The organism is Streptomyces sp. NBC_00286, from assembly GCF_036173125.1.
In the GTDB taxonomy this organism is placed as follows: Bacteria; Actinomycetota; Actinomycetes; order Streptomycetales; family Streptomycetaceae; genus Streptomyces.
The window spans coordinates 9,611,068-9,631,362 of sequence record NZ_CP108054.1 but is presented as its reverse complement, the minus strand read 5'-3'; the positions used below and the strand labels follow the sequence as shown (position 1 = coordinate 9,631,362).

17 protein-coding genes are annotated in these 20,295 nt (G+C 68.6%); 11 read left to right on the top strand and 6 right to left on the bottom strand.

Features of this window, described 5'->3' with window-relative positions; all coding sequences use genetic code 11:
* The gene (locus tag OHT21_RS43450; RefSeq protein WP_328773751.1) at nucleotides 1-672 is read right to left on the bottom strand and encodes a ClpP family protease; all 672 of its coding nucleotides are present in this window, start codon (nucleotides 670-672) and stop codon (nucleotides 1-3) included.
* A 288-nt stretch (nucleotides 673-960) separates the two neighbouring features.
* On the opposite strand from OHT21_RS43450, the gene OHT21_RS43445 reads away from it, so the two are divergent.
* Genes OHT21_RS43445 through OHT21_RS43435 form a run of 3 tightly spaced genes read left to right on the top strand, consistent with a single transcriptional unit; the run spans nucleotide 961 to nucleotide 4,032 of the window.
* Nucleotides 961-2,307 (top strand): extracellular solute-binding protein, encoded by a 1,347-nt coding sequence (locus tag OHT21_RS43445; protein WP_328773750.1) that lies wholly within the window; start codon nucleotides 961-963, stop codon nucleotides 2,305-2,307.
* Complete coding sequence (locus tag OHT21_RS43440; RefSeq protein WP_328773749.1) at nucleotides 2,297-3,196, top strand: carbohydrate ABC transporter permease; 900 nt, start codon at nucleotides 2,297-2,299, stop codon at nucleotides 3,194-3,196. Before OHT21_RS43445 ends, OHT21_RS43440 begins: the two co-directional genes overlap by 11 nt.
* Entirely contained in the window at nucleotides 3,193-4,032 is an 840-nt protein-coding gene (locus OHT21_RS43435; RefSeq protein WP_328773748.1) for a carbohydrate ABC transporter permease, read from the top strand. Before OHT21_RS43440 ends, OHT21_RS43435 begins: the two co-directional genes overlap by 4 nt.
* A gap of 48 nt (nucleotides 4,033-4,080) precedes the next feature.
* Here the strand turns inward: OHT21_RS43435 and OHT21_RS43430 are convergent, their stop codons facing one another.
* Nucleotides 4,081-4,368: a hypothetical protein gene (locus OHT21_RS43430; RefSeq protein ID WP_328774472.1), complete on the bottom strand. Its 288-nt coding sequence runs from the start codon at nucleotides 4,366-4,368 to the stop codon at nucleotides 4,081-4,083.
* A 91-nt stretch (nucleotides 4,369-4,459) separates the two neighbouring features.
* Entirely contained in the window at nucleotides 4,460-5,620 is a 1,161-nt protein-coding gene (locus OHT21_RS43425; RefSeq protein WP_328773747.1) for an ROK family transcriptional regulator, read from the bottom strand.
* A gap of 174 nt (nucleotides 5,621-5,794) precedes the next feature.
* Here OHT21_RS43425 and OHT21_RS43420 point away from each other — a divergent pair, with 174 nt between their 5' ends.
* The 4 genes from OHT21_RS43420 to OHT21_RS43405 are packed head-to-tail and all read left to right on the top strand — an operon-like array spanning nucleotide 5,795 to nucleotide 10,279.
* Nucleotides 5,795-6,748, top strand: a complete 954-nt coding sequence (locus OHT21_RS43420) for a carbohydrate ABC transporter permease (RefSeq protein ID WP_328773746.1) — start codon at nucleotides 5,795-5,797, stop codon at nucleotides 6,746-6,748.
* A gap of 18 nt (nucleotides 6,749-6,766) precedes the next feature.
* Nucleotides 6,767-7,687 (top strand): carbohydrate ABC transporter permease, encoded by a 921-nt coding sequence (locus tag OHT21_RS43415; RefSeq protein WP_328773745.1) that lies wholly within the window; start codon nucleotides 6,767-6,769, stop codon nucleotides 7,685-7,687.
* 10 nt (nucleotides 7,688-7,697) lie between these two features.
* A complete protein-coding gene (locus OHT21_RS43410; protein ID WP_328773744.1) occupies nucleotides 7,698-9,050 on the top strand; it encodes an ABC transporter substrate-binding protein in 1,353 nt (450 codons plus the stop codon).
* A gap of 26 nt (nucleotides 9,051-9,076) precedes the next feature.
* Nucleotides 9,077-10,279 carry a Gfo/Idh/MocA family protein gene (locus OHT21_RS43405; RefSeq protein ID WP_328773743.1) on the top strand — a complete coding sequence of 401 codons (1,203 nt, stop codon included), beginning with the start codon at nucleotides 9,077-9,079 and terminating at the stop codon, nucleotides 10,277-10,279.
* A gap of 55 nt (nucleotides 10,280-10,334) precedes the next feature.
* On the opposite strand, the gene OHT21_RS43400 is transcribed toward OHT21_RS43405, so the two are convergent.
* Complete coding sequence (locus OHT21_RS43400) at nucleotides 10,335-11,030, bottom strand: L,D-transpeptidase family protein (protein WP_328773742.1); 696 nt, start codon at nucleotides 11,028-11,030, stop codon at nucleotides 10,335-10,337.
* 246 nt (nucleotides 11,031-11,276) lie between these two features.
* On the opposite strand from OHT21_RS43400, the gene OHT21_RS43395 reads away from it, so the two are divergent.
* The 3 genes from OHT21_RS43395 (at nucleotide 11,277) to OHT21_RS43385 (ending at nucleotide 14,431) form a co-directional block, all read left to right on the top strand.
* A complete protein-coding gene (locus tag OHT21_RS43395) occupies nucleotides 11,277-12,257 on the top strand; it encodes an alpha/beta hydrolase (RefSeq protein ID WP_328773741.1) in 981 nt (326 codons plus the stop codon).
* 81 nt (nucleotides 12,258-12,338) lie between these two features.
* Nucleotides 12,339-13,382, top strand: coding sequence for a helix-turn-helix domain-containing protein (locus tag OHT21_RS43390; protein WP_328773740.1), 1,044 nt, complete (start codon nucleotides 12,339-12,341; stop codon nucleotides 13,380-13,382).
* A 95-nt stretch (nucleotides 13,383-13,477) separates the two neighbouring features.
* A complete protein-coding gene (locus OHT21_RS43385) occupies nucleotides 13,478-14,431 on the top strand; it encodes an SGNH/GDSL hydrolase family protein (protein WP_328773739.1) in 954 nt (317 codons plus the stop codon).
* 113 nt (nucleotides 14,432-14,544) lie between these two features.
* Here OHT21_RS43385 and OHT21_RS43380 read toward each other — a convergent pair whose 3' ends face one another.
* Nucleotides 14,545-18,198, bottom strand: coding sequence for a LamG-like jellyroll fold domain-containing protein (locus tag OHT21_RS43380; RefSeq protein WP_328773738.1), 3,654 nt, complete (start codon nucleotides 18,196-18,198; stop codon nucleotides 14,545-14,547).
* A gap of 352 nt (nucleotides 18,199-18,550) precedes the next feature.
* Here OHT21_RS43380 and OHT21_RS43375 point away from each other — a divergent pair, with 352 nt between their 5' ends.
* Nucleotides 18,551-19,510 (top strand): MHYT domain-containing protein, encoded by a 960-nt coding sequence (locus OHT21_RS43375; RefSeq protein WP_328773737.1) that lies wholly within the window; start codon nucleotides 18,551-18,553, stop codon nucleotides 19,508-19,510.
* A 136-nt stretch (nucleotides 19,511-19,646) separates the two neighbouring features.
* Here the strand turns inward: OHT21_RS43375 and OHT21_RS43370 are convergent, their stop codons facing one another.
* Nucleotides 19,647-20,129, bottom strand: a complete 483-nt coding sequence (locus OHT21_RS43370) for a VOC family protein (protein WP_328773736.1) — start codon at nucleotides 20,127-20,129, stop codon at nucleotides 19,647-19,649.
* Nucleotides 20,130-20,295 lie beyond the last annotated feature (166 nt).

Genomic DNA, 20,295 nt, shown 5'->3' with positions numbered 1-20,295 from the left:
TCAGAGTCCCATCCGTCGCTTCGAGGTGGCAGGGCGCACGTCGTCGAGGGACTCGACGACGCGGTCGACCATTCCGTACTCCCGTGCCTGCTCGGCCGTGAACCAGCGGTCGCGGTCGCCGTCCCGGGCGATCGTCTCCGCGCTCTGGCCGGTGTGCTCGGCGGTGATCCGTTCGACGGTCTTCTTGGTGAACTCGAGGTTCTCCGCCTGGATTTGGATGTCGGCGGTGCTTCCGCCGATGCCGCCCGAGGGCTGGTGCATCATGATCCGCGCGTTGGGCAGCGCATAGCGCTTGCCGGGCGTTCCGACGGTGAGCAGGAACTGCCCCATGCTCGCGGCGAAGCCCATGGCGAGGGTGGCGACATCGTTGGGGATCAGCCGCATCGTGTCGTAGATCGCCAGGCCCGCGTTCACGGATCCGCCCGGGCTGTTGATGTAGAGGCTGATGTCGGTGCGCGGGTCCTCGGCGGACAGGACGAGCAGTTGGGCGCAGACCCGGTTCGCGGAGACCTCGTCGACCTGGGTGCCGAGGAACACGATGCGCTGGCCGAGGAGTTGGGCGGCCAGGTGGTCGTCGAACCGTGACGGAGGTGTGTCGCCCTCCTCGGCTCGGGGTGTCAGTGCTGGGGACCAGCCGGTCGCCAGGGACCGGCCGGTGCTGAGCGGTGCCATCGCTCCTCCTTGTGGTGACTGCCGCATTGCCGCGGTGCTTCCACCCTCGGCCCGAGGTGAGGCGTGACGTAAGGGATCTCGGCCCGCAGCAGATTCGCCGACAGCAGAGCGAGCGGTGCCGGTCAACTGCCGGGCAGCTCCTGCTACTTGGAGCGCTATCCCACCCGGGGGTCTGGGCAGCCGCATGCCCCTTTGGTACGGTCCACAGCCACGTCAGCGACTCCCAGCCAGCGCCTCCGAAGGGGGTTGACGCACCGGTCCGCCCGACGAGACCACGCAAGGAGGCCGATGATGAAGAGCACGCGGCGCTTACGTCCTCGTATCGCCCGGGCGGCCTGCGCCCTCGCCCTCACGCTGCCGCTCGCCGCCTGCGATGCCCTGACTCCCGGGAGTGCGGCCACGGTCGAGGGGCCGCGCAGCGTTCCGTCCTCGACCGCCGTGCCGGAGGGCGACGTCACTCTGCGGATCCAGTTCGCCGACGCCCCGCCGATGGTGGACGCGCTGATCGCCGCATTCGAGAAGGGCCATCCCGGGATCAGCGTGGAGCCGCAGTACAAGACGTTCACCGACTACGTGCAGAACCTCAAGCTCACCATGACCTCCGACTCCGCCCCCGACATCGCGCAGTACGCGGTCGGGATGACCGACCTCGCTGAGGACGGCCACATCCTGGACCTGGCGCCGTACCGGGAGGCGTACGGCTGGGACGAGTCCATTCCTCCGGTCAGCCTCGATCAGCTCACGGCGGGGCAGCAGAGCGAAGCCACCGGCGGGCGGGCCCTGTTCGGGGTCCCGGCCGGTCTCTCGATGACCGGTATCTACTACAACAAGGAGCTTGCCGAGAAGGCCGGGATCGACGGTCCGCCCAGGACCCTGGCCGAGTTCGAGGACCAGCTTGCCGCCGCGAAGGACGCGGGACTGACGCCGCTGGGCGTCGGCGGCCTGGACACCGGAGGCCTGCACCTGTGGGCCGCGCTCCTCAACCAGACCATGCCCACGGACGATTACTGGGACTGGGTCAACGGCAGCAAGGGCGCCACCGTCGAGAACGAGGCCGGGCTCACCGCCAGCGAGCTCGTCGTCGAGTGGGGCCGTAAGGGGTATTACAACGAGTCCGCCAACGGCACCGCGCAGATCGACTCCACCGCCCAGTTCGCCCAGGGCGACAGCGTCTTCCTGATCAACGGCAACTGGGCGGCCGGGCAGCTGGCGACCACCATGGCAGACAACGTCGGCTTCTTCCCGATGCCGGGCGAGGATGCCGGCGATCCCACGGTGGCCTCGGGCTTCAGCGTCGCCTACGCCGTCTCGTCGCGGACCGAACACCCTGAGGCGGCAGGCGCGTTCCTCGACTTCCTGACCACGCCGGAGGCCGGCCAGATCATCAGTGACAACGGTTTCCTGCCGCCCAACCCAGAGGCCGTCGCGAAGCCGGAAGGCGTGCTCGCCGATGTCGCGGAGGGCCATCGGAAGGCCGTAGGCGATGACGGGATCACGACGTTCCCCGACTTCGCCGCGCCCGCCATGCTCGACCGGCTGCGCTCCGGAGTGCAGAAGCTCATCGCGGATCGTGTCGAGCCCGCGGACTACCTCGACTCACTTCAGGACGAGTGGGAGGAACACCATGCCGAGTAGGCCGCCGGTCCGGCCTCCGGGCACCCGCGGGCGAAGTCCGTGGCGCGGCTATGTGTACGTGCTGCCCGCATTCCTCGTCTACGTCGCCTTCGCGGTGCTGCCCGCCCTGCACACGGCGTATCTGTCGCTGTTCGAGTGGGACGGCGTCACGCTGGGCGAGTGGGTCGGCCTCGGCAACTACCTGGAGATCCTCCAGGACTCCGTACTGCGCCGGTCCGTGTTCAACGCCCTGGTGCTGGTGGTGTTCTTCTCGTTCATCCCCATCGTGCTCGGCCTGGCGATGACCGGGCTGCTGGCCCGCTACCGGCGCCCCGGCATGGGGGCGTACCGCTTCCTGTTCATGCTGCCGCAGGTCATCCCGCTCGTCGCGGTGGGTGTCACCTGGCGCTGGCTGTACGGGGACGACGGGCTGGTGAACCAGGCGTTCGGCGCGGTCGGCCTGGACGGGGTGACGCGGGCGTGGCTGGGTGACTTCGGCGCCGCGCTGATCGCCGTGGGCCTGGTCGGCACCTGGGTGCTGAGCGGCCTGTGCATGATGCTGTTCCTCAGCGGGGTGCAGAAGGTGGACCCCAACCTGTACGAGGCGGCCCGGATCGACGGGGCGGGCCCGGTCCGGGAGTTCGTGTCGGTCACCCTGCCGCATCTGCGCGGCGAGCTGGCCGTGGCCATGACGGTGACGACGGTGGCCGCGCTGGCCAGCTTCGACATCGTGTACGTGACGACGAACGGCGGCCCCGGCGAGCAGACGACCGTTCCCGGCCTTCTCGTGTACCGGCTGGCGTTCTCCGAGGGCAAGGTGGGACTCGCCGCGGCGCTGGCCGTCGTCCTCGGCCTGCTGATTCTCGCGATCGTCTATCTCATCAACCGTCTGTCGAGGACTGAGACATGAGCGGCGACGTGAGCACCGCCCCGCGTTCGGAACGCTGGTCCGGCTACGCGCTTCTCACGGTCATGGCGATCGCCGTCGTGCTCCCGTTCCTCAGCGTTTTCCTCGCCTCCGTGCAGCCTGCGGGCACACCGGTGGTGGGGCTGACCTGGCCGGAGCGGTGGAGCTGGGCCAACTACGAGCAGGCGTGGTCGGTGGCCGGGTTCTCCGACCTGATCCGGCACAGCCTCATCATCGCCGTCGGTGTCGTCCCCGCCTCGCTGGTGCTCGCCACGCTGGCGGGCTACGCGCTGGGCACGATGCGGCTGCCGGGCGGCAACGCGGTCGCGGCCTTCTTCATCGCCGGCCTCACCATCCCGGTCGAACTGATCGTGGTCCCGCTCTACTTCGACCTTCGGGGCCTCGGTCTGACCAACTCGTTCCTGGGCGTGATCCTGGTGGAGATCGCGCTGTTCCTCCCGTTCAGCGTGTTCTGGATGCGTACGCACTTCCAGTCCACGCCTCAGTCGCTGGTTGAGGCGGCCCGGATCGACGGCGCCTCGCCGGCCACGATCCTGCTGCGGATTCTGCTCCCGCTGGCCCGGCCGTCCCTCACGACGCTCGGTCTGCTCGTCTTCATGTGGTCGTGGAAGCAGTTCCTGCTGGTGCTGGTCCTCATCCAGGACACCACCCGGCACACCGCCCCGGCGGGTCTCGGCTTCTTCGTGGGTCAGAACACCACGGACATCCCCACACTGGCGGCGGGCACGATCATCGTGATGCTGCCGATCCTGGTCCTGTTCGTGATCTTCCAGCGCAGCTTCATCGTGGGGCTGCTTCAGGGGGCGATGAAGGGATGACGAAGCGGGGTGACGAGGCGGAGAGGAGACAGGCGGCGGGCCGCCCGGTCAAGCCGCTTCCCGCGAGTCCGCGGGCGGGTGGGACCGCGCGGACTCCGGGGTGAGCGAAGAGCACTCAGCGGACTGCGGAGCGTGCGACGAGCGCTCGGCGGACTGCGGGGTCTGCGAGGCGCGTTCGTAGGCGGCGGCCCACTCCAGCACCAGCCGCTGGTACTCCTGCCGCTGCTCGCCGCTGAGCGTGCCACCGGTCCGCAGCCACAGGGCGCGGATCTCCTCGTTGACCTCGGCGGCCGAGCGCCCGCCGGCGTTCGGAGCACGATGTGGAGTGGTGGACATAGCGTGAATCATACGGGCCTCTCTGTGAAGGCCAGGTGAGTGGTCGCTGTCAGCACGGCTACTCGCAAGTAGCGGCTTCGGTGCCCTGACCTCACGCTTCGACGCCCCCGAGCACCAGCACCTGGATCGCCAGTACGGCCGCTCCGCGTGCCCAGTCGTGGAAGTCGGACACCTTGGTCTCGAGGTTGACCGGCTCAGCCCGAGGGTGGCGGTTGGCGCGGATGGTCTCCTCGATCACCGGGGCCGCCACATCGACCAGGCCCACACCCTCGCCGGCGAGGAGGATCTTCTGGGGCATGGCGAAGTTGGCGATCTGCGCGACAAGGGTGCCGAGGGCGCGGGCCGCCTCGTCGATGACGCGGGAGGGCATGGGGTCACCTGCGGCAGCGAGGGTGAGGATCTCGTCGTACGACAGGTCCTGGCCGGTGGCGGCCTGGACCTGGTAGCGGATGTTGGGGATCGTCAACAGGGAGACAGCGCTGCCGCGTTGGCCGTCAGGGGTGAGCGGGCCGTTGGGGTTCACGATCCAGAAGCGGCCGTAGCCCACTCCGTCCTCCGCGGTCGCGACGCGCTTGCCGCCGATCACCAGGGCGTACCCGATGCCCGCGCCGATGGTGAGGACCGCGAACCGTTCGAGGCCCCGGCCTGCGCCGAACCAGCTCTCGGCCTCGACGAGCGCGGCCACATCGTTCTCGACGACGACGGGCAGCCCGGTGCGCTCTTCGACGAGTCGCCCCAGGGGCACGTCGTGCCAGTCGAGGAAGGCCGACTCGTCGACGACGGACCGGTCGTGGGCACGGCCGCCCAGGCCGATCCCGATCCCCGCGAGGCCTGGGAAGTCGCGCGCGAACTCGTCCGTCAACTCCCGTAGTACGTCGACGATTTCATCCGGGTCGAGGCCGGCGAGCGGACGGTCGCGGCGGGCCACGATGTCGCTCCTGAGCGTGGTGACGACGCCGTACACCATGTCCTGCGTGATCTTGAAGCCCACGAACCTGCGCGATTCGGCGACGATGTCCAGGGGTTGGGAGGGGCGGCCCTGGCGCACCTCGGCGAGCGTGGCGCCCTCGGCGACCTCGACCAGCAGGCCCGACTCGATGAGCGGCTTCGTCAGCCGGGTGACGCTGCCCGCGGAGAGGTCGAGCCGCCGCGCGAGTTCGCTGCGCGACAGCGGGCCGTGGGTGAGTACCTCGATGGCCACGGCACGCTCGCCGGGACTGAGCGGCAGCCAACTGGCGGCAAGTGTGGTCATGACCGCATCCTCCCACTTTTTATTTTGCTACGGAAGCAATAAGGAAACGTTAGAGCCAGCAGCAGGCCGGAAGCCGCGCCCCGAGAAGATGCATGCACGAGTCTTGACGTACAGATTATTCCGCATCGAAAGTAAGTGAGGCCCGAGGACGAGCCGCAGACAGGGAGTCCCCCGATGACCGTCGCCTCCAGCAGCCCACCATCCCGACTGCCTCTGGGCGCCGCCGAGGCGGTGGCGCCCGTCAAGAAGGCCAAGTCCCGCCCCGGAGGTGACGGAGCCCTCGCGGCCCTCTTCATCGCCCCGGCCATGCTGGGCTTCCTGGTCTTCCTGCTGTGGCCCACGCTGCGCGGCATCTGGCTGAGCTTCACCGACTTCAACCTGCTGACGCCGGCGGAGTGGGTGGGCCTGGACAACTACGTCCGGATGGTCAACGACCCGATTTTCTGGAACTCGTTGTGGGTCACCGTCGAGTACGTGGTCCTCAACATCGGCGTGCAGACGGTGGCGGCGCTCGCCATCGCCGTACTGCTGCAGCGGCTGACGCAGTCGTCGGTGCTGCGCGGGATCGTGCTCGCGCCGTATCTGATGTCGAACGTCGTCGCGGGCATCGTCTGGCTGTGGATCCTGGACACCCAGCTCGGCATAGGAAACGAGATCATCGCGGGGCTCGGCGCCGATCGCATCCCGTTCCTGGCCGACGAGACCTGGGCGATCCCGACGATCGCCATGATCAACGTCTGGCGGCACGTCGGCTACACCGCGCTGCTGCTGTTCGCGGGGCTCATGGCCATCCCGAACGACATGTACGAGGCCGCCAAGGTGGACGGCGCCGGCGAGTGGCGGATGTTCTGGCGGATCACGATGCCGCTGCTGCGTCCGGTGCTGGCGGTCGTGCTGATCATGACGGTGATCGGTTCGTTCCAGGTGTTCGACACGGTCGCGGTAACGACCGACGGCGGACCGGCCAACGCCACCAATGTGCTCCAGCTCTACATCTACGACTCCGCCTTCGGCCGCTTCCAGTTCGGCTACGCCTCGGCGATGTCCGTGGCCCTGCTCGTTGTACTGAGCGCGATCACCATCCTCCAGTACCGGCTCACCCGGGCCGGCCAGACCGATCTCGGCTGACGGAAGGGAGACGCCGACATGGCTGCCGTGGCAGAAACGACGACGACCGTACGGCCCGAACGGCGCAGGCCCTCCTTCGGGCGGGTCGTGGCCTGGACGGTGATGATCGCGATCGTGCTCATCACCCTGGTGCCGTTCTACTGGATCCTGCGCACCGCCCTCTCCTCCAACCCGGGGCTGAACGCCCAGCCGGCCGATCCGCTGCCGGTCGACCTGACCCTCGGCGGCTTCGAGCGGGCGCTCGGCCTGCAGTCCGCCGAGGAGGCGGTCGCGCAGGGCGGCGCGGGCGGCGGGCTGAAGTTCTGGCGCTATCTGCTCAACTCGGTGTTGGTCTCGACGCTGATCACCGCCTGCCAGATCTTCTTCTCCGCGATGGCCGCCTACGCCTTCGCCCGGCTGCGCTGGCGGGGCCGGGACACGGTGTTCGCCCTGTTCCTGGCCGGGTTGATGGTGCCGACCATCTTCACGCTGCTGCCCAACTTCGTGCTCATCAAGGAACTCGGCCTGGTGGACAACCTGCTGGGCATCGCGCTGCCGACGATGTTCATGACGCCGTTCGCGGTGTTCTTCCTGCGCCAGTTCTTCATGAACATCCCCAAGGAGGTCGAGGAAGCGGCGCTCCTCGACGGTGCCGGCAAGGTGCGCATCTTCTTCCGGGTGCTGTTGCCGATGGCGTCCACGCCGGTCATGACGCTGGCCGTGCTGACGTACATCACCTCGTGGAACGACTACTTCTGGCCGCTGATGGTCTCCTACAGCGACAGTTCGCGCGTGCTGACCGTGGCGCTGGCCATCTTCCGGGCACAGACCCCGCAGTCCGGCATCGACTGGTCGGGGCTCATGGCGGCGACGCTCATCGCGGCCCTGCCGATGATCGTGCTGTTCGGCTTCTTCGCGCGCCGCATCGTCAGCTCCATCAGCTTCACCGGGCTCAAGTGAGGGAATGGTCATGCGATTTCGATTCCGTACGGTCGGGGCGCTGGCCGGGGCCCTGGCACTGTCCCTGGCGACCGGTTGTGCCCAGGGCGATGGCACCGGCTCGTCCGCGAAGAACACGGTGACGTACTGGCTGTGGGACGCCAACCAGCTGCCCGCCTACGAGGCCTGCGCCAAGGGCTTCGAGAAGCAGAACCCCGGACTGAACGTCCGGATCACTCAGATGGGCTGGGACGACTACTGGACCAAGCTCACCGCGAGCTTCATCGCGGGCACCCAGCCCGACGTCTTCACCGACCACATCCAGAAGTTCGGCCAGTTCGCCGACCTGCAGGTGCTGGAGCCGCTCGACGACCTCGGCATCAACGACTCCGACTACCAGCCGGGTCTGGCCGCCAACTGGCTCGGCCAGGACGGCCACCGCTACGGCTCCCCGAAGGACTGGGACACCGTCGCCCTCTTCTACAACGAGAAGATGGCGCAGGACGCCGGCCTCAGCGCCGAGCAGCTCAACACCCTGTCCTGGAACCCGAAGGACGGCGGCACCTTCGAGAAGGCCATCGCCCACCTCACGATCGACAAGAACGGCAAACGGGGCGACGAGCCCGGCTTCGACAAGAACAACGTCAAGGTGTACGGCCTGGCGTCCAAGGGCGGTGGCTACGCCGACGGCCAGACCCAGTGGAGCAGCTTCGCCGCCTCCGCGGGCTGGGACTACACCGACAAGAAGCGGTGGGGCACCGAGTACCAGTACAACGACAAGACCTTCCAGTCGGTCATCAAGTGGTACTTCGGCCTGGCGAAGAAGGGCTACATGGCACCCCTGTCCGACTGGAACTCCCAGTCCAACGAGGGCAACGTCCAGGTGGCCGCGGGCAAGGCGGCGTCCTCGCTGGACGGGGCGTGGATGATCTCGACGTACGCCGGCTTCAAGGGCATGAAGATCCGCACCGCCCTCACGCCCGAGGGTCCCACCGGCAAGCGCGCCACGATGATGAACGGCCTCGCCGACTCCATCAGCAAGAACGCCCGCAACAAGGCGGGCGCCAAGAAGTGGGTGAAGTACCTGGCGTCGAACGAGTGCCAGACGACGGTGGGCCGTTACGGCATCGTCTTCCCGGCCACGCCCGACGGCACGGACGCCGCGGTGGCGGCATACGAGAAGAAGGGCATCGACGTCTCGGCGTTCACCGAGCCGGTGGCCGACAAGAAGGACTTCACCACCTTCTCCTACCCGATCACCGGCTATGCGGCGGACGTGCAGGCGCTGATGGAGCCCGCCATGGAGGACATCTACGGCAACGGCAAGCCGGTGAGCAGCCTCGACGAGACCAACGACCAGATCAATCTCATTCTCGACCAGTAACTCGACCAGTGAAGGGCACCCCCTACATGACGTTCTCCCTCGGCATCGTCGGTGCCGGACAGTTCTCGGGCCAGTTCGCCAAGCTGTTCCTCGCCCACCCCGGCGTAAGCGACGTCTACATCACCGACCTGCTCCCCGAACGGGCCGAGCAGCTCGCCGCGGCCGAAGGCCTGACCGGCACCTTCCCGTCGTACGAGGCGATGCTGGAGTCACCGGCGGTCGACGCCGTCGCGATCTTCACCCAGCGCTGGACGCACGGCCCGCTGGTGGTACAGGGGCTGAACGCCGGCAAGCACGTGTACTCGGCGGTGCCGATGGCGATCAGTACGGAGGAGATCGCGGCGATCATCGATGCCGTACGGGCCACCGGTCTGACGTACATGATGGGCGAGACCAGCCAGTACAACCCAGCGACCGTGCACGCCCGCAACCAGATCGCCGAGGGCGCCTTCGGGCGGCTCTTCTACGCCGAGGGCGACTATGTGCACGACATGGACCTCGGGTTCTACGAGGCCTATCAGTACAGCGGCGGCGAGGACTGGAAGTCCACCGCCAGCTATCCGCCGCTGCTGTACCCGACGCACTCGGTGGGCGGGGTGCTGGGTGCCTGGCAGACGCATGCGGTGAGCGTGTCCGCGATCGGCGTCAAGGACGATCGCGGTGACGGGGTCTTCGACCAGGAGGTCAGCCAGTTCGGCAACGACTTCTCCAACGCGACCGCGCTGTTCGAGGTCGCGGGCGGCGGTTCGTTCCGTACGAACGAGTTCCGGCGGGTGGGCTATCCCTCGCACATCCGGGAGTCGCGGTTCCGGTTCTTCGGTACGGACGCCAGCATGGAGCAGCTCGCCACGGTGGCCTTGTGGCAGGACAAGAAGGGCGTGAAGGACATCAGCGAGCTGCTGGAGCCCAAGCCCACCATGTCTCCTGACGATCCGTCACTCCAGCACATCGCGCCGGACCTCAGGGCCGCCTTCACCTCCGGTTCGGCTCCGGTGCACGACCGCTCGCGGCTGCCGCGGGAGTTCGACCATCTGCACAACGGCCATGAGGGCAGCCACCACTTCCTGGTGGACGACTTCGTGACCGCGGTGAACACGCGCACCCTGCCGTCGGTGAACGCGTGGGTGGCCGCCCGCTACACCCTGCCGGGCATCATCGCGCACGACTCGGCGCGACAGGGCGGGGCGAGGCTGGAGATACCGGACTTCGGGGACGCGCCCGAGGTGTGACCGGCCCTGAACGGACTGCGGCCCGGCTGCCCTTCGGGGCGGCCGGGCCGACGACTCAGGTGCCCGGCTTGCGGCCGTACACGAAGACGTCGTCGTTCTTCCTGAGGAGCGACCAGTACTTCTTGGCGTCGGTCTTCGTCATGTTGGTGCAGCCGTGCGAGCCGGGCGGGTTCCACATGCTCACGCCCGCGGAGTGGAAGGCCTGGCCGCCGTCGAAGAACTGGCTGTAGGGCATCGGCACGTGGTAGATGGTCGAGACGTGGTCGATGTTCCGCCAGTAGATCTTCTTCAGGCCGGTGCGGGTCTCGTATCCGTTGCGTCCGGTACGGACCGGAACGGGGCCGTAGACGAGCCTGTTGCCGTCCTGGATCCAGCTGAGCTGCAGCGTCAGGTTCACGCAGGCGATGCGGCCCTTGTTGACCGGGCACTTGCCGTCCCTGTTGGGGTTGTTGCCGACGGCCTTCTGCTTCTTCATCAGGTCCATCACGCCCCAGGTGACCGACCCCGCGTACCCGATGGTCGGCGTGATGCCGTGCTTGGTCTGGAAGGCCTTGATCGCCCGGCAGTCGGCGGCGGACTGCCTGCCGTCGACGGTCCGGCCGAGGAACCTCTCCACCTGCTTCTGATGCGGACCTGCCTGCGTGCTGCAGCTCGCCGCCTGCGCCGGCGCCGCGCCCAGCGCGACGGTCAGCGGCGCCATCAATCCGGTGATGCCCAGTACGACGGCTCCCCGTCTGCGTATGTCCCCCATGGCGGGCCTTTCCCTTTCCTCGACCTGCGTGGTGCACTCTGTGCCAGCTAGACAGGCGTGGGTGGGGGTGGGTTGTGGAGCTGCCCGCGCTGAGACGAAACGGTTACGCAGCCTGCCGTCACCGAGATGAAACGGTTACGCAGCCCGCCGTTCTGCGGGAGACTTCCGCCGGACGGCGGGACCCGCTGTCACTCGGGGAAGGTGAGTATCGGCGTCAGGCAACGACGCCGTACCGAGGAGGACCCGATGACCACCACTCCCCCGCCGCCCTTCGACCCTGAGCTGGCCGCCGCGCTCGCCGTGATGGGCGAGCAGGCGCCCACCACCCTTCTGCCGGAGTGGATCCCGATGGTGCGGGGGCTGGGCGACGACGGCCCCTTCGACCTGCCGACGAACGAGGAGCTCAGCCGGGACGGCGCCTTCGAGGTCGAGGAGCGTACGGTGCCCGGTCCCGAGGGCGCACCCGACATCTCCCTGCTGATCTGCCGGCCCACCGCCGCGCCCGGTCCGCGGCCGGTGCTCTACCACTCGCACGGCGGCGGCTTCGTGCTGGGCAACAACCGGCTCGGCCTCGGCGTGACGATGGAGTGGGCCGCGGAGCTGGGCCTGGTCGTGGTGTCGGTGGAGTACCGGCTCGCTCCGGAGCACCCGCACCCGGCCCCGGCGGAGGACTGCTACGCGGGCCTGCTGTGGACGGCGGAGAACGCCAAGGAGATCGGCGGCGACCCGGACCGCATCATCCTGGCGGGCGGCAGCGCGGGCGGCGGGCTCAGCGCGGCACTGGCTCTGCTGGCCCGTGACCGGAAGGGACCGCGTGCGATCGGCCAGATGCTGCTCTGCCCGATGCTCGACGACCGCAACGACACCCCGTCCACCTATCAGATGGCCGGTCTCGGTGTCTGGGACCGTACGGCGAACGAGACCGGCTGGGGCGCGCTGCTCGGTGAGGCACGCGGCACCGTGGACGTGTCTCCGTACGCGGCTCCGGCCCGCGCCGAGGACCTGTCCGGGCTGCCTCCGGCCTTCATCGACGTCGGCTCGGCCGAGACCTTCCGCGACGAGGACGTCGCCTACGCGTCCCGGATCTGGCAGTCGGGCGGCCAGGCCGAGCTGCACGTATGGCCGGGCGGCTTCCACGCCTTCGACGATCTCGCCCCGCAGGCCGCGCTGTCCCAGGACGCCAGGGCGGCCCGGCTGCGGTGGCTGCACCGACTGCTCGGTGAGTGACACGTCACTCACCGGCGCTCGTCACATGGTGACGCCGTGACTCATGGCACCAAATGGTGATTCCTGAACGAGAATGAGCAGATGGAAGAGCTGGCTGGCCGCCTGGCCGCGCTCGACCCGGACGCCGGAGCCGCCGTCCAGGTCATCGCCTACTTCGACCGGTTGGTCGAGGGGCGCGCCGGGCTCGAGGCTCTTGTGCGCGGTGCGGCTGTGCTGTCCGGCTGCCCCGCGCGGCTCGTCGACGAGGCGAGGCACGTACGGGTCCGGGTCGAGCCCGACGGGCGGCGGCGCGACGAGAACGGGCCCGTGCGTCCCGAGTGGCCTTCGGTGCCGCTGATCCCGGGTGGGGCGCCCGCGGTGTGGCTGGAGCGCACGGGACCACGGACGGTGGTCGACGCCATGGTGCTGGAGCGGACCGCGAGCGCCGCCCGGCATGTCCTGGACCGCACCCGGGGGCGGGCGCCGGTGCACGGCCCGGCCGACGATCCGGCCCTGCTGGAGACGGTGCTCGACCCGACGGCCGCGGAGGCCGCCCGGCTGCACGCGGCGCGCGGGCTCGGCCTCGACCCGGACGGCCGGGCTCGCGCGATCGCACTCCGCGGCGGCCCCCAGAAGCAAGCCTCTCTGAGCCTGGCCTCCGGCGAGCGGGCCCTCGTCCAGCCGGACCCCGGACCGGAGTTCACGGACGAGAGCCGGCGCGGTGTGGGCCCGGCGGTCCCCGTACTGGAACTGCCGCGCTCCTGGTCCGCCGCCCGCACGGCCCTGCGTTTCACGGCCGAGGGCACCGACCAGGACCCGGGCCCCCGCATCGTCCACTCCGACGACCTCGGCACGCTGGCCCTCCTGGCGGCCGTGATCACCCCGGGCACGGAACCACCGCCCGACGTACGCGCCCTCGACCAGGCAGCCGCGGCGAGCCCATGGCTCCTGCCCACCCTGTACGCCGTCATCAACTCCCCGAGCCGCCGCACAGCCGCCACCGAACTGAACGTCCACCACTCCACGCTCCAGGACCGCCTGGCCCACGCGGAGTCCCTGCTCGGCTGGCCGGTACGCACTCCGGAGGGCCATCTGCGGCTCCAACTCGCCCTGGCGGCACGGCTGCTGACGCGAAACCAGCTCTGAAGCCAGGGGAGCTTGGCTACCCGGGTACTTCCCCCCGGGGGTCCCGCTGTGCTTGTCTGGGGGCCGTTTTCGGTGGCTGGGGCGGGAGTTGCCGCATGGGCAGGACGTGGGCCGGCGGGGTGCTGGCGGGTTTGCTGCTGCTCGCAGCATGCGGAGACCCCTCCTCCGGGCCCGGGACAGCGCCGCCCGAGCGGCCGGCGTCAGCCACACCGGCGGCGAAGGATCCCGGCCCGTCGCCGTCCTCGACCACACAGCAGCAGCGGCCACCAGCCTCCGCTGCGGCCGACGCTGAGGCTGAAGTGCCTGCGAAGCGGCCCACTGTGCTGTACCTCGGTGACTCGCTCGCGATGGAGAACCAGAAGGTGCTCGGCGAGCTCCTCCAGGACGAGTTGAAGGCGCGCTACACCAGCGCCCCGTACTCCGGGACGACGCTCTGCGACTACCTGCAGGGCACCGGCGAGAAGTCGCTCGTCCCGGACAGGGACAAGGCCGCCGCCCTGGTGCGTTCCCTGCGGCCGGACTTCGTGGTGCTGCAGTTCTGGGCCAACGCCTGGGACTACACGTGGTGCATGGACGGGATCACGCACGGCAAGGATCCGGCAACGTACTTCGCGCGCTTCACCTCCGACGCCCGCAAACTGACCGACCAGATCACGAACGCGTCGGGCGCGAAGCGGACGAAGGTCGTATGGGTGCTCCAGGGCCCGGACCCGATCACTCCCGACCGGGTCCGCCGCGTCAACGCGATCTACGAGCAGCAGGCCGAGGCTTCCGGCGGCCTGGTCGCGGACGCCGGCAAGGAGGTCGGCCCGGCCGACGCCCGCTACACGTGGGTGCAGCACCTGCCGTGCACGGCGTACGAACGTGACCACCCGGCGTACTGCACTCAGCCGTCCGGCAACCGGACCGCCCTGCACCGCGACGACGACTACCTGCACTTCTGCCTGGCCCCCACCACCGCGAAGTCCAGGCCCTGCCCGGTCCCCTCTCCCGGCATCCTGCGCATGACCCGGGCGATCACCAAGACGCTGGCCGCCGCGGTGAATTGACAGAGCCGTACACAGCAGGTGCCCGGGTCCGCCGACCTCTCGACGGACCCGGGCACCCGCGTGGGTACCGGCGGCGCGGCGCCCTCATCGCCGCGCCGCCGGTGGTCATGGCGTCATCGGGTCTCCTTCGCGTACGGGGCGACGGTGATCCGGTCGATCAGCGGCGCGTAGCGGGAGCGGAGCAGTACGCCGGGGAAGGTGTCCGAGGCGTACGAGGTGCCGTCGAAGTTCGGCAGCTCCTCGGAACGGAAGGCGATCGTGTTCTGCCCCTTCTTGAGCTGGACGGGGATGGTCAGCTCCCAGAAGTTGTTCTGGTGGAAGCTGTGCGGGAAGCTCACTCGCTGCACCTTGCCGCCGTTGATGCTGATGTCGGCGTGGCGGGCGAGCGGGTCCGGGTTGTAGTGGGTGGCCTCGGACTGCTCCGGGTTGGAGTAGCGGACCCGCAGCGCGTGCAGTCCGGATCGGTCGGCCTTGACGGTGAACGTCGCCGTGTTGCCGTTGCCGGGATCACCACCGATGTCGGTGATCGCCGTGCCGTCGGTGGCCAGGGAGAGCTCTGCGAGCTTGGCCGAGCCGGCGAGTTTGGCGTCGCCCGCCTCGTACGTACGCGCCGGAAGTGCGCCCTCGGTGGGCGTGACCCGGAGGCGGTCGACGAGGGTGGTGGCCGAACCTCCGGTCACCGTCACCTTGTTGACGCCGCCGGTCAGGGAGACCGCGGCGCTGCCGCCGCCCTTGCCCAGGCGCAGGACGTCGTGCCCGTTGACGGACATCCGGGCGCCCGAGCCGGCGAGGGTGTCGACCTTGAGGGTGGCCTCGCGGTCGGCGGGTGAGTAGACCCAGAACGTGGCGGTCCCGTTCTTCGGGATCCTGACCGCGCCCGAGCCGGTGGCGGGCCGCTTCGGAGTGGTGTAGACGGGCTCCGCGCCGCCGCCCAGCCAGGCCAACTCGCCTTCGTACACCTGGGTGTTGGCGGACGCCTCGGGGAGCGAGAGCGTGAGGCGGTCGACGATGGCGTCGCCCTTCGTGGCGCCCTTGCCGTCGGCGCTCTTCGCGGCCAGCGTGATGGTGTGCTTGCCCTTGGTGAGCTTGACCTTGGTGTCGGTGTGGTCCCACACCACCCACTTGTAGCCGAGCGGCAGATGCAGCTCCTGCTCGCTGTCCGCCTTGCCGTCCACGCGCAGGAAGACGTTGGTCGGGCCCTGCTCCTTCACTCTGTCGAAGGTGTTGAGGGAGTTGGCGAAGACGCTCAGGTCGTAGGTGCCGTCCTCGGGCACGTCCACGGTGAAGTCCAGCGTGACGTCCGAGCCGGTGCGCAGGCCGCCCACGTCGTAGCCGCCGGAGGTGTAGAACTTCGACACGTCACGCGGCGAGCCCTCCGGGCCGTTCTTGGTGTAGCCGGACCCGGTGTGGGCGGCGTCCTCCGCCTCGTACGAGTCCTTCCAGCGCACGGGCGGGGACTGCGTGTCCTTCGCCTTCCCGGCCGGGCTGAGGACGATCTCGTACGACGAGGACTCCTTCAGCTTCGGCAGCGCGCCCTCGCCGAAGTCGACGACGACCTTGCCGTCGGCACCGACCTTGAGGTTCTGCTCGGCGAGCAGCTTCGGACCGGAGTTGTCGCCGACCTGCCCGCTCCACTCGATCTCCTTCACCCAGGCGTGCACGCGGTCACCGAAGAGCTTCTTCGGGACGTTGTCGAAGGTGATGTGGCCCTTGCCGTCGGAGCCGCCGAAGATCAGCCGGGACTGCTTCTTCTTCTCGTCGAGCGTGGCGACGCCCTGCATGGTGTAGTTCTCGCCCGGGAACGGCGGGGTCACCTTCACCGTGTGCCCGCTCATCGAGGCGTACGAATTCAGCAGCCACCACTGGCCGTTGCCGCGGTTGGACTGCACCGCGGAGTCGGAGAGGTTGCCGTCGATGTTCCAGTACGCGATGTCGGCGTCCACCTTGGACTCCTCGATCGCGGACACCCACTGGATCATCTGGCCGGGGACCGAGGTGTGGTAGTTGAAGGCGTACTCGTTGATGTTGATGGGGAGTTGCTTGCCTTCGCGTTCCGTGCCCTTGAAAAGGTCCTTCTCCCATTCGCGGTACTTGGCGACGCTGTCGCGCACGGCCTCCGGGTGGCTCAGCTCGTGCCAGCTGATGACCTCGGGGAGGGTGCCGGCCTCCAGGGTGTGGGTCAGGAAGCCCTTCACCTGGTCGTAGAGGACGCTGGTGTTGGGGCCTGCGATGCGGGCCTCGGGCAGCTTGCCCTTGATCAGCTTGTAGAAGTCGTCCCAGGTGGCGAAGAAGTCGTCGGGGTCGTTGAGCCAGCTGACCTTGTTGTAGCTCCACTCGCCGGTGCCGAACATGTTGCCCTCGGGCTCGTTGAACGGCACGAAGACGATGTTGTCCTGGTACTCCTTCGGCAGTTTCAGGACCTGGTCGACCTGCTTCTCGACCTTCTCCCGGTAGAGCTTGACCTTCTCCTCCGGGGTGTCGCCCGGCCACTGGTACGGGAAGCCGCGGTGGATGTCCGTCATGTAGATGTACACGTCACCGTCGGTGGAGTCCGCCAGCGGCTTCACCACCTCGAGCGCGTCGGCACCGGGGTGCTGCGGACCGTCCTGCGCCTTGGTGGAGACCGTGCGCAGGCCCATGCCCTCGATGAGGTTGTTGGTCGGGATGTCCGGCCCGTACACGCCGTAGAGGGTGCCGGAGGCGCCGCCGTGGAACTTGCCGGTGTCCGAGCCGAGGTCGACGGTGAGCTGGCCTTCGCGGACGACCGTGACGGTCGCCTTCACCTCGCGCCCGGCTGCCTTCCCGGCCACCGTGAACGTCCCGGGCTGGGCGTACTCGTCGGCCGGTATCTCGTCCCAGGTGATCGGGGTGTCGCGGTCGTAGCCGTCGGAGTAGGTGGAGCGGACGGCGGCGGGGAGGGTCGGGGCGGTCCCGTTCGTCGTACGGGCCTCGAAGGACGTCTTCGACAGCTCCTCGAGGGTGGGGGTGTTGCCGACCAGACCGGCCACCTCCTCGGAGCTGAGCGCCGCATGCCACACGGTGAAGTCGTCGACCGCGCCTTTGAGCAGCGGGTCCGGCCAGAGGGACTTGCCGATGTAACCGGCGGCAGTCGCCGAACTCTCCAGTACGTCCTTGGCCTTGATGTTGGTCTCGGTGGAGGAGACCGCGACTCCGTCGAGGTACGTGGTGAGCCGGCCGGCCGAGGTGTCGAGGGTGACGGTGACGGTCTGCCACTTGTTCGCGGGGAGCGGTGCGTAGCCCTTGACCTGGTTCTCGGCGCCGCCTCCGCCGGTGGTCACGGAGGTCTGCATGACGCCGTCGCCGTTGTACGGGGTGGCGAAGAAGTACTTGGTGGTGTTGGTGCCCAGGTCGAAAATCCGCTGCCAGGACGACTTGTCGCCGCTCCACTTCACGCGGGCGGAAACCGTCAAGTCCGTTGCGTCGCCGACGATTCCGCGCGGCAGGCGGACGTACGCCCCGTCGGACGTGTCCGCCCCGCCGGGCAGGGCGAGCGCCTTACCGCCGTCCGTGCCCTCGACGGACTGTGCGGTGGAACCGTTCACCAGGTCCGCCGTCAGTCCGTTTCCGGAGCTGTCGGTGATCTTGCCGGAGGCGAGGTCGTCCTGGTCGAAGGTGTAGCGGGCGGTCGGCTTGGGCGGCTCGGCCGCTTGCGCGGGCCCGGCCGGTGCGGCCAGCAGGCCCGCGCCGAGGGCCAGCGCCACGGCGGCCGGGGCTCTGCGCCGCGCGCCTCTGTCAGCGGATGGCATGGATGACGTCCTTTCAGGAGGGCCGTCGCCGTCGAACCGGTTCGACGGCGTGGCCGTCCTCAACTCGGCCCAGGTGTACGGAATTTCGAACACAGTTCGTAGCGTCGGCGGCACCGTAGGGGTGTGATCGAGTCACGGTCAAGACTTTGCGCAACACTGGCAACGGCAGGATCACGCCAGTCGCGTTCGCGACAGATCCACATTCCAACCGGTCGGATTGCGCCACTGATCGCAGAAATCGAGTCAGCCCGCACCGACACGGTCGAGTACCGACGGTAAGGGCTTGCTACGGCGGCGTCTCGGACGCGAACCTTCCCCTTCCAAGTAGCCAGGCCTCGGGGGGAATTGGCATATGCAAGGCACAGTGGACGGCTTCAGCTACGGCGCTGTCACTCCGGTGGCCGCCTACCTCATGGCCTGCCTCGGCGGGGCGTTGGGACTGCGCTGCATCGTCCGGACCCTGTTCAACAACAAGCAGTCATGGAAGCCGGGTTGGCTCGCGCTCGGCGCGGTGTCGATCGGGTGCGGCATCTGGACGATGCACTTCATCGGGATGATCGGCTTTCAGGTCGAGGAGACTCGTCTCAGTTACGACGTGGGGCTGACCGTGCTGAGTCTTTTAGTGGCGATTGCGGTGGTCGGCGTCGGCGTCTTCATCGTCGGGTACGGCGGCGCCTCCGGCGGCACGCTGTCCATCGCGGGGATCGTCACCGGGCTCGGCGTGGCCGCCATGCACTATCTGGGGATGGCGGCGATCCAGATGGACGGGAGCATTCATTACGCACTGGGCACCGTTGCGTTGTCGATTGTCATCGCCGTTGTCGCCGCGACCGCCGCGTTGTGGGCGGCTGTCTCGATCCATGGGTTCTTTACGAGCCTGGGGGCCAGCCTGGTGATGGGTGTGGCTGTGAGCGGCATGCATTACACGGGGATGGCCGCGGTCAGTGTGCATCTGCACGACACGACTGGTGGCGCGCGGGGTGGGGATTCGCCGTTGTCGCTGTTGCTGCCCATGCTGCTGGGGCCGGTCATCTTTCTGGTGCTTGCGGGAGCGATCGTTATGTTCGATCCGCTCCTGGTTACGGGGGACGGGAATGAGGGGCGGTCCGTCTCGCGTCGTGAGCGGGGTGCTGCCGGGGCCGGGGCCGGGGCCGGGAGCGAAGGTGGCGCGGCCGCGGCGGGGGGCGGTTCGCTCTTCGAGGGCGGCGAGGGGCGACGGGGGTTTGGGGGTTCCGAGGTGCCGCCCGGATCCGCGGAACGTCGTCGTGGGCAGTACGAGTACGAGGCCTCGAAGTCCGCCTACGAGTGGTGAGTTGGCCTTTGCGGCGGCGCACGGTGGGCGGCTCGCGCCGCGGTGGTGTGCGGCCGGGCCGACCGCTGTGGGCGGGGCGGCCGCTGTGGGGCGGGCGGCCGCTGTGGGGCGGGCGGCCGCCGTGCGCCGCTGCGGGTTACTCGCCTGCGACGGCCTTCTCGAGGGTCGCGATGTCCAGCTTCGACATCTTCATCATCGCTTCCATCGCCCTGGCCGCCTTCTCCTCGTCGGGGTCGCCGATGAGCTCGAGGAACCTGGTCGGGACGACCTGCCAGGAGACGCCGAACTTGTCCTTCAGCCAGCCACAGGGGCCCTCCTGTCCGCCGTCCTCGGTGAGCTTGTTCCAGTAGAAGTCGACCTCGTCCTGGTCGTCACAGCGGATCTCGAAGGAGATGGCCTCGTTGAACTTGAACTCGGGGCCGCCGTTGAGGGCGACGAACTTCTGTCCGTTCGCCACGAACTCGACGGTCACGACTGTGCCGGCGGGGCCGGGGCCGGCCTTCGTGTAGCGGAGGACTCGGCCGAGTTGGGAGTTCTTGAAGACGGACACGTAGAAGTTCGCGGCGTCTTCGGCTTGGCCGTCGAACCAGAGGCATGTGGTGAAGCCGTTGGTGGTCATGGGGACCTCCTGGTGGGGTGAGCTGTCACCTGTGTCGACTGGTCCCCGTCGGGAAACTCATCGCTCTGGGGTGGGTTTGTTTTCGGCTGCGGCGCCGTTGCGGCTGTTCGCGCCCACGCGGGGTGCCTCCGGCGGTTGGGCGGCTGACGGTTCGTCGTGGCTGGTC